The organism is Actinomadura sp. 7K534, assembly GCF_004348575.1.
Classification (GTDB): Bacteria; Actinomycetota; Actinomycetes; order Streptosporangiales; family Streptosporangiaceae; genus Spirillospora; species Spirillospora livida.
Window position 1 is genome coordinate 1 of record NZ_SMKB01000003.1, and the last position, 12,840, is coordinate 12,840.

Genomic DNA, 12,840 nt, shown 5'->3' on the forward strand with positions numbered 1-12,840 from the left:
GGTGTGGGGTGGGGGATGCCCACTGGGATTTGTTCGCCGTCCACCAGGGGGCGGGCCAGGTTCAGCGGGCCCGTGCCGGCACCTTTGCGCACTCCCCCGGCGGCTTTGATCGCCTCCGCTACGCGGGAGCCGGACGGGAGGGTGATCACGCCGGGCTTCTTCACCTTGCCGAGGACGTGCACGACCACCGGGGAGGCGGCCGTGACCGGTTTCGCGGACGCGGTGGGCCCCGCGTCGGTGAGGGTCGCCTTCGCGGCGGGCGGCGGGGACGGCTGCGGGCGCGCGAGCCACAGGTAGCCCGCCGCCACCAGGGCGGCGACCACGCCGATCAGGACGAGGACGCGGACGTTCGAGCGTTCGGGGGTCGCGCGTAAGCGGGCGGACGGGGGCGTCTCGGGCGGGCGAAGGCGGCCCATGAGGGACTGCAGGCGGTCATGGGTGTCGGGCTTCATGCCGCTTGACGCTAAGTCGCGTCAAGCCGTGACCGTCAGCGCATCGGCGATTGTGGATAACCCAGGGCGCTACTGGGGCGCCACGACCACGCCCAGCATTCCGGGGCCGACGTGGGCGCCTATGACGGGGCCCACCTCACCGACGTAGACGTCCGCGATGTCCGGGACGCGTTCGCGGAGGCGTGCGGCGAGGGATTCGGCGCGGGAGGCGGCGGCGAGGTGCTGGACGCCCAGGTCGACGCGGCGGTCCCCGGCCTCGGTGACGGCCAGCTCCTCCAGGCGGGCGAGGGCGCGTGCGGAGGTGCGGACCTTCTCCAGCGGCGCGAGGCGCCCCTCCCTGATGTCGAGGAGGGGCTTCACCATGAGCGCGGAGCCGAGCAGGTTGGCCGCGGCGCCGATGCGGCCGCCGCGGCGGAGGTGTTCGAGCGTGTCGACGTAGATGAGGGAGCGGGTGAGGGCGGCCCGGCGGGAGGCGGCCTCGGCGACCTGTTCGGCGGTCCCGTCCGAGAGGGCGGTGGCCGCGGCGGAGAGGGCGGCGAAGCCGAGGCCCATCCCGATGGTGCCGCTGTCCACGACCGTGACCGGGACGGGCGCGTCGCCGGCCGCGAGGCGGGCCGCCTCGACCGTCCCGGACATGGCGGCGGAGAGGTGCACGGAGACGATCTCGCGGGCGCCGGAGCCGGCGATGGCGCGGTAGACGTCCGCGAAACGCTCGGGGGCCGGGCGGGACGTGGTGACGGGCTGCCATTCCCGCAGCGCCTGGGCGGCCTCGGCGGTGGTGATGTCGTCCTCGTCCCGCGTGGTGCCGCCCACGGCGATCTGCAGCGGGACGACGGTCAGCCCGTGCCGTTCGGCGAGGCCCGGCGGAAGGTAGGCCGTGGAATCGGTGACGACCGCGACCGCGCTGCCCATGGGGAGGACATTACCGGCACGTCACGGCTGGACGGGCACTCCGCCGCGCCAGATCCGCAGTGCGCGCAACCCGAAGGCCCAGGCGAAGGCGCCCTCGTGGTCGGCGTCCCACAGCACGATGTCGGCGAGCATGCCGGGCGCCAGGGATCCGCGGTCGCCGACGCGCAGTGCCGCGGCGCCGCCGAGGGTGGCGGCGCGGAGGGCCTCGGTGACGCTGAGGCCGAACATGGCGACCGACAGCCCGATGACGAGCGGCATGGACGTGATGCCGCACTGGCCCGGGTTGTGGTCGGTGCCGAGGGCGACGGTGACGCCGCGGTCGAGCATCTGCCGGACGGGGGCCGGGGCGCGGCTGCTGTTGAGGGCGCTGCCGGGGCAGACGGTGGCGGTGACGCCGGCGTGGGCGAGGGCCTTGATGTCGTCGTCGTTGGCCTGGGTGAGCAGGTCGGCGGACGCGCAGCCGACCTCGGCGGCGACCTGCGCGGCGCCGATCCGCTCGTTGGCGCAGGCGTGCATGCGGGCCTTCAGGCCGGCGCGCTTGCCGGTGAGCAGGAGGGCGCGGGCCTCTTCGGCGGTGAAGTGCCCCTCGTCGCAGTAGACGTCGATCGAGTCGGCGCCGGCGACGGCAGCGTCCCCGGCCCACAGCCGGACGGCCTCGATGTAGTCGCGGCGGCGGCCGAAGAACTCCGGCGGCAGGATGTGCGCGGCGAGGAAAGTGGCGTGGATGCGCGGCATGGACGGCTCGCCCTCAAGCGACCGCAGCATCCGGATGTCGGCGAGTTCGCCGTCGCGGGTGAGGTGGTACCCGGTCTTGGCCTCGACGGTGGTCGTCCCGGCGAGGATCCACTGGCGGAGCCGTTCGCGGACGCCGTTGCACAGCGTCCAGGGGTCGGTGCCCCGGGTGACGGTCACGGTGGAGTTGACGCCGCCGCCCGCGGCGGTGATGGCGGAGTGCGACGACCCGCTGGTGCGCATCGCGAGTTCCGCCCACCGGTTCCCCGCGTAGACGGGGTGGGAGTGCGCGTCGATGAGCCCTGGCGTGACGAGGCCGCCGCCCAGGTTCTCGACGTGGTCGACGTCGACGATGTCGTCGATGATGCCCGGGACGCGCTGCGGGAGGTCGGAGGCGGGTCCGGCCCAGACGATCCGGTCGTCGTGGATGAGCACCGCCGCGTTGCTGCAGACGTCGGTGCCCGTCCAGAGCCTGCCGATGTTCGTCAACAGCCGTACGGTCATGGCGTCACCGACCCGGCCGGGGCCGTGGAGCGCGTCTCAGCGCGGTACCGGACGCCGTGGCGCGTCGCTGCGGGGCACCTGCTCTCGCTCGCGAGTTCGGACCTGCCATGGAATGGGCCACCTGCTCTCGATCCGAACCGCCGACCGGATGCCGGCGATCCACCGTCGGTGAATCGGGTGGTCGGGCGACCACCAATGGCAACGAGACCGGAGATATCGGTTTCGTCACGGTAGTGCACTGAAGGCCCGTCCGACAACCTCTGATCGCAGCGCATCGACAGCCATCACCCCGCCCCTAGCTCTACGACCGTACGGATTTCAACCGAACCGTCAAGCCGATTGGGGAAGCTGTCACCGTTCGGGGACCGGCGGCGGCTTCCAGACGCACCCGAAACACGTCCCGAACAGCCCGAAACCCCGTCCAGTCCTCGGTGGACCGGACGGGGCCGTCAGACGGTCGGGGCGACGGCCTCGAACCTGGCCAGTTCCCCGGCGAGGTCGGCCGGGACCCTGGCGTGCAGCATGGTGCCGTCGGCCAGGTGCTCCTGCTTGAGCACCTCACCGCGCTGGTGCACCTGCGCGACGAGGTCGCCGCGGTCGTAGGGCAGCAGGGCGCGGACCTCGGTCTCCAGGCCCGGCAGGTCCGCCTCGATGGCCGCGCGGAGCGCCTCGATGCCGAACCCGGTGCGGGCCGACACGACGACGCTGTGCGGCTCCCGGCGCTGGAGCCGGGCGATCGTGAGGTCGTCGGCGGCGTCGGCCTTGTTGATGACGACGATCTCGGGGATCCCGTCGGCGCCGATGTCGCGCAGCACCTCGCGGACCGCGTCGAGCTGCGCCTCGGGGTCGGCGTCGGAGCCGTCCACGACGTGCAGGATCAGTCCGGCGTCGGTGACCTCCTCCAGCGTCGAGCGGAACGCCTCGACGAGCTGGTGCGGCAGGTGCCGGACGAAGCCGACGGTGTCGGCGAGGGTGTAGGCGCGGCCGCCGGGCGTCTCGGCGCGCCGGACGGTCGGGTCCAGGGTGGCGAACAGCGCGTTCTCCACCAGCACCCCGGCGCCGGTGAGCCGGTTCAGCAGCGACGACTTGCCCGCGTTGGTGTAGCCGGCGATGGCGACGGCGGGCACCGCGTTGCGGCGGCGCTCGCCGCGCTTGGTGTCGCGCGACTTGGACATGCCCGCGAGCTGCCGGCGCAGCTTGGCCATCCGGGTGCGGATCCGCCGCCGGTCCAGCTCGATCTTGGTCTCACCGGGGCCGCGGCCGCCGATCCCGATGCCGCCGGCGGCGCGCCCGCCGACCTGCCGGGACAGGTTGCCGCCCCAGCCGCGCAGCCGCGGCAGCAGGTAGTCGAGCTGCGCGAGCTCGACCTGCGCCTTGCCCTCGCGGCTCTTGGCGTGCTGGGCGAAGATGTCGAGGATCAGCGCGGTCCGGTCGATCACCTTGACCTGGACGGTCTCCTCCAGGTGCCGCAGCTGGCTCGGGGTCAGCTCGCCGTCGCAGATGACGGTGTCGGCGCCGGTGGCGATGACGATGTCGCGCAGCTCCGCGGCCTTGCCGGAGCCGATGTAGGTGGCCGGGTCGGGGCGGGAACGGCGCTGGACGAGCCCTTCGAGCACCTCCGAGCCGGCGGTCTCGGCGAGGAGCGCCAGCTCGCGGAGGGAGTTCTCGGCCGTCTCGGCCGTGCCGTCCGTCCAGACGCCCACGAGGACGACCCGCTCCAGCCGCAGGGCGCGGTACTCGACCTCGGTGATGTCGGTGAGCTCGGTGGAGAGACCTGCTACGCGGCGCAGTGCCTTCCGGTCCTCAAGGTCGAGCTCGCCCGTCATGGGGTCGAACTCGGCCGCGTCCCGGTTCTCGAACTCGTCCGTGGCGTGGTCCTGGTCTGCAGAAAAAGGTTGAGTCATATGTCCTCTGTGGAACGCCGCGATGCGGCCGTATCTTCCCGGCGATCGTCTCACGGGCGGTCCCCGGTGGTCACGTGCTTATCGCCCGGGGTTGACGCAAGCGCGCGCGGGGAGGTCTGCGGGGAAAGGTGTACGGACGGGCGAACCCGCTTTGACCGGGCTCGGCGCCGCCGAGTACCGTCTCCACATAACAGAACTGGAATTTCGCTATACGAAAGGGCAGGCAGATGGCTGGACTGGAAGGCATCGAGGTCACCGGGCCCCTCGGCGAGCGGTACGAGGAGATCCTGACCCCCGAGGCGCTCGGCCTGCTCGCCGCCCTGCAGCGCGCGCTCGGCGCGCGGCGCAAGGAGCTCCTCGGCGCGCGGGCCGACCGCCAGCGCGCGCTCTCCGAGGGCGGGACGCTCGACTTCCCGCCGGAGACCGCGGGCGTCCGGGAGGACGACTCCTGGCGCGTCGCCGCCCCCGCGCCCGGCCTGGAGGACCGCCGCGTCGAGATCACCGGCCCGACCGACCGGAAGATGACCATCAACGCCCTCAACTCGGGCGCGAAGGTGTGGCTGGCCGACTTCGAGGACGCCAACACGCCGCTGTGGAACAACATGATCGAGGGGCAGCTCAACCTCAGGGACGCCCTCGACCGCACCATCGACTTCACCGACCCGAAGAGCGGCAAGTCCTACGCGCTGAAGGACGACGGCGAGCTCGCGACGATCGTCGTCCGGCCCCGCGGCTGGCACCTGGAGGAGAAGCACCTCCTCGTCGACGGCGAGCCCATGTCCGGCTCCCTGGTCGACTTCGGGCTGTACTTCTTCCACTGCGCCCGCCGCCAGCTCGACAAGGGCAAGGGCCCCTACTACTACCTGCCGAAGATGGAGAGCCACCTCGAGGCGCGGCTCTGGAACGACGCGTTCAACCTCGCCCAGGACCGCCTCGGCGTCCCGCGCGGCACCATCCGCGCGACCGTCCTGATCGAGACGATCCCGGCCGCGTTCGAGATGGAGGAGATCCTCTACGAGCTGCGCGACCACTCCGCCGGGCTGAACGCCGGCCGCTGGGACTACCTCTTCTCGGTCATCAAGAAGTTCCGGGACCGCGGCGCCGACTTCATCCTCCCCGAGCGCAACGCCATCACGATGACCGCCCCGTTCATGCGGGCCTACACCGAGCTGCTCGTCCGGACGTGCCACAAGCGCGGCGCGCACGCGATCGGCGGGATGGCGGCCTTCATCCCGTCCCGCCGCGACGAGGAGGTCAACAAGATCGCCCTGGAGAAGGTCCGGGCCGACAAGACCCGCGAGTCCGGCGACGGCTTCGACGGCTCCTGGGTCGCCCACCCCGACCTCGTCCCGATCTGCCGCGAGGTCTTCGACGGCGTCCTCGGCGACAAGCCGAACCAGCTCGACCGGCTCCGCGAGGACGTCGACGTCTCCGCCGCCGACCTCCTCGACATCAAGGCGACCCCGGGCGAGATCACCGAGGCCGGCCTGCGCAACAACATCGACGTCGCGCTGCGCTACCTCGCCACGTGGCTGGACGGCGCCGGCGCCGTCGCCATCCACAACCTCATGGAGGACGCCGCGACCGCCGAGATCTCCCGCTCGCAGGTGTGGCAGTGGATCTACAACGGCGTCTCCACCGCCGAGGGCCGGAAGATCACCAAGGAGTGGGTCGAGCAGCTCCTCGACGAGGAGCTCGGCAAGATCCGCGACGAGCTCGGCGACGCCTACAACGAGCCCCGCTACAACCAGGCCGTGACCCTCTTCAAGGAGGTCACCCTCGCCGACGAGTACGCGGAGTTCCTGACGATCCCCGCCTACCAGCAGTTCCCGTAGGGCCTGGCGGTTCTCGCGGGCTTCGACCGCCGGACGGCCGCGGGCCGTCCGGCCAGGAGCTTGCGGCGGGTCCGCGGGCGGGAGGATGGTGGAGATGATGGAACCGCAACTCACGACGCTCGCGGCCCGGCTGGAGGAGATCCTCGGGAGCGAGGGCGTCATCACCGATCCGGTGCGGCTTCGCACGTACGAGTGCGACGGGCTGACGAACCATCGGGCCACGCCCGCGATCGTGGTGCTGCCGAACGACGCCGAGCAGGTCGCGGCGATCGTGCGGGAGTGCGTGGCGGCCGGTGTCCCGTACGTCGCGCGGGGGTCGGGGACGGGGCTGTCCGGCGGGGCGCTGCCGCGGGCGGACGGGGTGCTGATCGTCACGTCCCGGATGCGGCGGATCCTGGAGATCGACATCCCCGGGCAGCGGGCCGTGGTGGAGCCCGGCGTGATCAACCTGGACGTCACGCGGGCCGTCCGGCCGGACGGGTACTACTTCGCGCCCGACCCGTCCAGCCAGCAGATCTGCTCGGTGGGCGGGAACGTCGCGGAGAACTCCGGCGGCGCGCACTGCCTGAAGTACGGGTTCACCGCGCACCACGTGCTGGCCTGCGAGGTGGTCACGCCGGACGGCGAGCTGGTCGAGCTGTCGGCGGACGCGCCGGGCTACGACCTGCTGGGCGTGTTCGTCGGGGCGGAGGGCACGATCGGCATCACCACCAAGATCACGGTGCGGCTGACGCGGGTCCCCGAGACCGTGCAGACGCTGCTGGCGGCGTTCGACTCGATCGAGGCGGGCGGCACCGCGGTGTCGGCGATCATCGGGGCGGGCGTGGTGCCGGCGGCGATCGAGATGATGGACGCGCTGTCGATCGAGGCGGCGGAGGCGGCGGTGCGGTGCGAGTACCCGCCGGGCGCCGGGTCGGTGCTGATCGTGGAGCTGGACGGCCCCGAGACGGAGGTCGCGGCCCAGTTCGCGGAGGTCCGGCGGTTGTGCGAGGACGCGGGAGCCTTCGAGATCCGCGTCGCCGCGGACGACAAGGAGCGGGCGCTGATCTGGAAGGGGCGCAAGTCCGCGTTCGCCGCGGTCGGGCGCATCAGCCCCGCCTACATCGTGCAGGACGGCGTCATCCCCCGGACGGCGCTGCCGCAGGTGCTGGCGCGGATCGACGCCCTGTCGGCGGAGTCGGGCGTACGGGTCGCGAACGTGTTCCACGCGGGCGACGGCAACCTGCATCCGCTGGTGCTCTTCGACGACGCGGAGGAGGGCGCGGAGGCGCGCGCGGAGGAGGTGTCGGGCGCGATCCTCGACCTGTGCATCGAGCACGGCGGGTCCATCACGGGAGAGCACGGCGTGGGCGTGGACAAGTCCCGCTACATGACGCGCATGTTCACCGACACGGACCTGGACACGATGCAGATGGTCCGCTGCGGCTTCGACCCCGGGAACCTGTGCAACCCGGGCAAGGTTTTCCCCACTCCGCGCCTGTGCGGTGAGGTGCCCGGCGTCCGCAAGGGCCCCCATCCGTTCGAGGGAAAGGCGGACCTCTTCTGATGCGGCCCCTCGACGCCCTGGCGAAGGTGTGCGCCGACGTGCGCCCCGGTGAGCCGGCGGACGGCGTGCTCGGTGTCGAGCCGTCCGTCGTCGCCGCGCCGAAGAACGTGGCCGAGGCCGCCGACGTCATGCGGGCGGCCGCCGAGCAGGGGCTGGCCGTCGTCCCGCGCGGCGCCGAGACCCGGCTGGACTGGGGGACGCCTCCCGAGCGGTGCGATCTGCTCGTCGACACCCACCGGCTCGACGCGCTCATCGAGCACGCCGAGGGGGACCTGGTCGCGAAGGCGGAGGCCGGGCTGCCGCTGGAGCGGCTCGCCGAGCGGCTCGCGGAACGCGGGCAGCGCCTCGCCCTCGACAACCCCCTGCCCGGTTCCACGGTCGGGGGGACGATCGCCACGGGCGCGGCCGGCGCGCTCCGCACGCTGTACGGGACGCCCCGCAACCTGGTCATCGGGCTCACGATCGTCCGGGCGGACGGCCAGGTCGCGCGTTCGGGCGGCAAGGTCGTCAAGAACGTCGCCGGGTACGACCTCGGGCGGCTGTTCTCCGGCTCGTACGGAACCCTCGGCCTGATCGTCGAGGCCACGTTCCGGCTGCATCCCCTGTCACCGGCCAACGCGTACGTCACGTGCGCCGTGAGCGGCCCCGAAGAGGCGCATGACGCCGTGCAGAGCGTCCTGCACTCCCCCGTGGCGCCCAGCGCGGTGGAGTACATCAATCCCGGGACGGTCGCCGTCCTGCTGGAGGGCGTCCCAGACGGTGTGGACACGCGCGCCCAACAAACCAAGGAGCTCCTCGGCGAGCGCACGGAGATCTCCGAAACGGCACCGGAGGGCTGGGGGCAGTACCCGGACGGCACCACCCTCATCGGCATCAGCGCACCGCCGCCCGCCCTCCGCGACCTTCTCTCCCTGCTCGGCCCCGAGGCCGCTGCCACATGGAGTGGAAGCGGCCACGGTCATGTGGGGCTCCCCGCCGGGATGCCCCCGGACGAGGTGGCCGCCACCCTGGACCGCCTCAGGGAATGCCTGAGCAGGTACCGTGGCAACGCCGTCGTCCGCTACGCCCCCCAAGAGGTGCGCGACGAGATCGACGTGTGGGGCCCGGTTCCGGCACTCGCGTTGATGCGGCGTGTGAAGGACCAATTCGACCCGGATCATCGGCTTTCCCCCGGCCGTTTCGTTGGAGGCATCTGATGAGCGCCCACGACGACCTGCCGAAACTGCTCGATGACTGCGTGCACTGCGGTTTCTGCCTGCCGACGTGCCCCACCTACGTCCTGTGGGGCGAGGAGATGGACTCGCCCAGGGGCCGCATCCACCTCATGCAGCAGCACGTGGACGGCGAACCGCTCAGCGGCCCGATGGTGGAGCATTTCGACGCCTGCCTCGGCTGCATGGCCTGCGTGACGTCCTGCCCTTCCGGCGTGCAGTACGACCGGCTCATCGAGATGACCCGGGCCGACGTCGAACGCGAGCACGAACGTCCGCTCAAGGAGAAGGCCATCCGGGAGATGGTCTTCCATCTGTTCCCGTACAGGCGCCGGCTCCGTGCGCTGCGCGGCCCCCTGCGCGCGTACCAGAAGTCGGGGCTGGAGCGGCTCGTCCGGCGCAGCGGCGTCCTGGAGCGCATCTCGCCGTCCGTGGCGGCGATGGAACGGCTCACGCCGCCGCTCGGCAAGGCCCGGCGGCTGCCGGAACTGGTCGCCGCCCGCGGCGAGCGCCGCGCGACGGTCGGGATGCTGACCGGGTGCGTGCAGGGCGAGTTCTTCCCCGGCGTCAACTCCGCCACCGCGCGCGTGCTGGCCCTCGAAGGCTGCGACGTGGTCATCCCCAAGGGCCAGGGGTGCTGCGGGGCGCTGTCCCTGCACTCGGGCCGCGAGGACGAGGCCCGCGCCTTCGCCCGCCGGACGGTCGAGACGTTCGAGTCCGTCGACGTCATCGTGGTCAACTCCGCGGGCTGCGGGTCGGCGATGAAGGACTACCGGACGCTCCTCGCGGACGACCCGGCCTGGGCGCGGCGCGCGGAGGCGGTCGCGGCCAGGACCCGGGACTTCGCCGAGTTCCTCGTCGAGCTCGGCCCCCGCGCGGAGCGGAGTCCACTTCCGGTCACGGTCGCCTACCACGACGCGTGCCACCTCGCCCACGCGCAGGGCGTGCGCTCCCAGCCACGTGCGCTGCTGGAAGGGATTCCGGAGCTGACCGTCCGGGAGATCGCCGAACCCGACATCTGCTGCGGTTCCGCGGGAACCTATAACCTTTTCCAGCCTGCGGCCGCCGGTGAACTCGGCGACCGCAAGGCGGTGAACGTGGACGCCACGGGAGCCGAACTACTGGTCGCAGCCAACCCCGGCTGCTCCATGCAGATCGCCACCGCGCTGCGCCGGCGCGGCGCCGGCATCGCGATCGCGCATACCGCGCAGGTGCTGGACGCCTCCCTCAGGGGTCTCGGCCGCGACACCGTCGTCGCACGCCGTTCGTAACCCCGTGACCTGGACCGCCGCCGATCCAGGCGTCGGGTATCGTGTCCGACTGCTTCAACGGGATGCGCGACCGAGCCTGGAGTGGGCCCTAGGGAGCACGCAGAACCATGGCCAACGACTACCACCCCTACCGCACGCACCGCCGGAGGAAGAAGACCCGGGCCGGGAGGCTCGGGCTGGCCGGGGCCCTCACCGGGGCGCTCGGGATCACCGCGGTGGCGGCCACGATCGTGATCATCCGGCCGGGCGGCGACCCCGGCGGGGAGGCCCGGCCGACGCTGGCCGGCCAGGGCAGCGTCGAAGCGGGCCCGTCCGTGCCGTCCCCGGACGCCGGCCCGCCGCTCAACTTCACCACCCCCGAGGGTTACGGCTACAGCCTCGCCGCGGTCGAGGCCGGGACGGACCCGGCGCCCCTCGGCGCCACCAAGCCCCCGCCGCCGGGGACGACGTACGCCTACGCGGACTACATCCTCACCAACAACCAGCGGCGTCCCGTGCTGCTGGACTACCCCGCCGACCTGTTCATGCCGAAGGCGCAGGTCCCGTCGTCGGCCCGGGAGCGGTGCATGCCGCAGGCGGGCATCCCCGACGACATGTGCACGCTCCCGAACCGGAGCGAGGTCACCGCCAGGATCGGCGGGGCCGAGCCGCCCGTTGACGAGAACGGCACGATGATGATCCCGGCGGGTGCCACGTACCTGGTGCGGATCGCCTCCGAACTCCCGGTCGAGGACGGCGTTTCCGCGGACGACCTGCGGCTGTTCGTGTGGAACGCCCGCTACACCAGCGACCTCACGGGCATCGAGCTCGCCTTCCCCGACGACGCGGGCTAGGGCGCGTCCGTGAAGCCGATGTCCTCGTAGTCGGGCTCGAAGAAGCCGCAGGCCCCGAGATTGGCCAGGTCCGCGCGCGCGGCGACGAGCTGGGGACGCTGATACAGCGGCAGGACCGACGCCTGCCGCCAGATGAGCCGGTCGGCCGCGTTCACGAGGGCGTGGACCTTCATCTGGTCGACCTCTGCGATGGCGGCGTCCAGAGCCGTGTCGATGGCCTCGCTGCCGACGCGGGAGAAGTTCTGCTGGACGCGCTCACCGTCGGGCCGCGCGAAGACCGACCTCATCGTCGACACCGGGTACGACGTGCCCAGCCAGGAGAAGGGGACGATGTCGAACCTCCCGGGCGTCACGTGGCGGGCGAACACGTCGTCTGCGGGCACGGGCTCGATGTCCACCCGGACACCGATGCGTTCGAGCATGGCCCGCGCCAGTTCGCCCTCGCGTTTGCTGATCGGGACGCCCGCCGGGACGACGAAGCGCAGCGCGAGCGTCCGTCCGCCCTTGGTGCGGTACTCGCCGTGGTGGTGCCAGCCCGCCTCGTCCAGGAGCCGCCTGGCGCGGCCCAGGTCGTACACGCCGAACTTCCCCGAGTTGTCTCTGTAGCCGTCCTGGGCGGCGACGTAGAAGTGGTTGCCGAGCGTCCGCACGGGAACCCCGAGACCGGACAGGTCGGAACGGGCGATGGCGCGCCGGTCGATGCCGAGCATGACGGCCCGCCGCACCCGCGCGTCGGACAGGACGGGCGACGCCGCGTTCAGCGTGAAGTGCCGCCAGTCCGGCCCGGCCGCCTTGCGCACTGCGGCGCCGCGGACGCTCTGGACACGCCGCAGTGCGCCCGCGTCCAGGCCGACGTCCATCAGGTCGATCTCACCGTTGGCGAACGCGCCGGGCGTCGCGGCCGGGTCCATCGCGCGGTAGACGATGCGGTCGAGCCTCGCCCGCGGACCCCACCAGGCGCGGTCGCGGACCAGGGTGACGGTCTTGCCGGTCCGGTCGATCTGCTGGACCCGGAACGGGCCCGCCGTGACGGGCATCCGGTTCCGCCAGCCGCCGTTGAACTCGCGCGGCGTGGAGTAGGCGGCGGCCGGGTACAGCGGGCTGAACAGGCCGCGCCAGTCCGCGTACGTCCCGTCGAAGACCACCTTGACCTCGTGTTCGCCGGCACCTCGTTCGATGCTCTTGATACGGCGGTAGCCGGTGACGGTGGAGACCTCGTAGCGCGCGTCCCGCCCGGACAGCGCCCGCGCCTGCGCGGCGAAGTCGGCACGGCCGATGGGCCGGCCGTCCGACCACCGGGCGCGCGGGTTGAGCCGGTAGGTGATGATCTGGCCGCGTCCGGTGCGCCGGAGCGTGGCCGACCGCAGGTACTCGGGGACGGGCCGCGGCACGGCCTTCTCGTCGGCGCGCATCAGATGCGGCAGGACGCCCTGGACGACGCGCTCGACCGCTCCCGTGGTGCCGTTGACGTGGTTGAAGTTCCACTGGGAGGGGAACTCCGGCAGCGGCCAGCGCAGCGTTCCGCCCTCCGCCACACGGTCACGCGGGACTGGGTTGACGTCGAAGGCGGGCAGCTCCTCCGACGAGCGAGCCGTGGACTCCGGCGCGGAACCGCTGCATCCCGCCCCGGTCAGCAACCC

The 12,840-nt window shown here is 72.2% G+C and carries 10 protein-coding genes; 5 read left to right on the top strand and 5 right to left on the bottom strand.

The features are described 5' to 3' along the window. The 4 genes from E1266_RS01130 to hflX form a co-directional block, all read right to left on the bottom strand. A partial coding sequence (locus E1266_RS01130) for an SLBB domain-containing protein (RefSeq protein WP_207945357.1) occupies positions 1 to 452 on the bottom strand: 452 nt, incomplete at its 3' end. A 69-nt stretch (positions 453 to 521) separates the two neighbouring features. Continuing rightward, positions 522 to 1,364: a DegV family protein gene (locus tag E1266_RS01135; protein WP_132042748.1), complete on the bottom strand. Its 843-nt coding sequence runs from the start codon at positions 1,362 to 1,364 to the stop codon at positions 522 to 524. A 21-nt stretch (positions 1,365 to 1,385) separates the two neighbouring features. After that, the gene (gene hutI, locus E1266_RS01140; protein ID WP_131974101.1) at positions 1,386 to 2,600 is read right to left on the bottom strand and encodes an imidazolonepropionase; all 1,215 of its coding nucleotides are present in this window, start codon (positions 2,598 to 2,600) and stop codon (positions 1,386 to 1,388) included. Between the two features lie 449 nt (positions 2,601 to 3,049). Beyond that, a complete protein-coding gene (hflX, locus tag E1266_RS01145) occupies positions 3,050 to 4,426 on the bottom strand; it encodes a GTPase HflX (protein WP_243718171.1) in 1,377 nt (458 codons plus the stop codon). Between the two features lie 305 nt (positions 4,427 to 4,731). On the opposite strand from hflX, the gene aceB reads away from it, so the two are divergent. The 5 genes from aceB (at position 4,732) to E1266_RS01170 (ending at position 11,200) form a co-directional block, all read left to right on the top strand. Next, positions 4,732 to 6,339, top strand: a complete 1,608-nt coding sequence (gene aceB, locus E1266_RS01150) for a malate synthase A (RefSeq protein ID WP_132042752.1) — start codon at positions 4,732 to 4,734, stop codon at positions 6,337 to 6,339. Between the two features lie 97 nt (positions 6,340 to 6,436). Then, positions 6,437 to 7,885, top strand: a complete 1,449-nt coding sequence (locus E1266_RS01155; protein ID WP_243718172.1) for an FAD-linked oxidase C-terminal domain-containing protein — start codon at positions 6,437 to 6,439, stop codon at positions 7,883 to 7,885. Next, on the top strand, positions 7,885 to 9,081 hold the full coding sequence (locus E1266_RS01160) for an FAD-binding oxidoreductase (protein ID WP_132042756.1): 1,197 nt from the start codon (positions 7,885 to 7,887) through the stop codon (positions 9,079 to 9,081). Before E1266_RS01155 ends, E1266_RS01160 begins: the two co-directional genes overlap by 1 nt. Beyond that, on the top strand, positions 9,081 to 10,367 hold the full coding sequence (locus E1266_RS01165; RefSeq protein WP_132042758.1) for a heterodisulfide reductase-related iron-sulfur binding cluster: 1,287 nt from the start codon (positions 9,081 to 9,083) through the stop codon (positions 10,365 to 10,367). Before E1266_RS01160 ends, E1266_RS01165 begins: the two co-directional genes overlap by 1 nt. Positions 10,368 to 10,474: 107 nt before the next feature. After that, positions 10,475 to 11,200, top strand: coding sequence for a hypothetical protein (locus tag E1266_RS01170; RefSeq protein ID WP_132042760.1), 726 nt, complete (start codon positions 10,475 to 10,477; stop codon positions 11,198 to 11,200). Here E1266_RS01170 and E1266_RS01175 read toward each other — a convergent pair. Next, a complete protein-coding gene (locus E1266_RS01175) occupies positions 11,197 to 12,735 on the bottom strand; it encodes an ABC transporter family substrate-binding protein (RefSeq protein WP_243718158.1) in 1,539 nt (512 codons plus the stop codon). The genes E1266_RS01170 and E1266_RS01175 overlap by 4 nt on opposite strands. Between the last annotated feature and the right edge of the window lie 105 nt (positions 12,736 to 12,840).

What these genes read in the sequence shown, in the direction of transcription:
- E1266_RS01135 (WP_132042748.1), bottom strand. Translation starts at nt 1,364, where the DNA reads ATGGGCAGCGCGGTCGCGGTCGTCACCGATTCCACGGCCTACCTTCCG.
- hutI (WP_131974101.1), bottom strand. Translation starts at nt 2,600, where the DNA reads ATGACCGTACGGCTGTTGACGAACATCGGCAGGCTCTGGACGGGCACC.
- hflX (WP_243718171.1), bottom strand. Translation starts at nt 4,426, where the DNA reads ATGACGGGCGAGCTCGACCTTGAGGACCGGAAGGCACTGCGCCGCGTA.
- aceB (WP_132042752.1), top strand. Translation starts at nt 4,732, where the DNA reads ATGGCTGGACTGGAAGGCATCGAGGTCACCGGGCCCCTCGGCGAGCGG.
- E1266_RS01155 (WP_243718172.1), top strand. Translation starts at nt 6,437, where the DNA reads ATGGAACCGCAACTCACGACGCTCGCGGCCCGGCTGGAGGAGATCCTC.
- E1266_RS01160 (WP_132042756.1), top strand. Translation starts at nt 7,885, where the DNA reads ATGCGGCCCCTCGACGCCCTGGCGAAGGTGTGCGCCGACGTGCGCCCC.
- E1266_RS01165 (WP_132042758.1), top strand. Translation starts at nt 9,081, where the DNA reads ATGAGCGCCCACGACGACCTGCCGAAACTGCTCGATGACTGCGTGCAC.
- E1266_RS01170 (WP_132042760.1), top strand. Translation starts at nt 10,475, where the DNA reads ATGGCCAACGACTACCACCCCTACCGCACGCACCGCCGGAGGAAGAAG.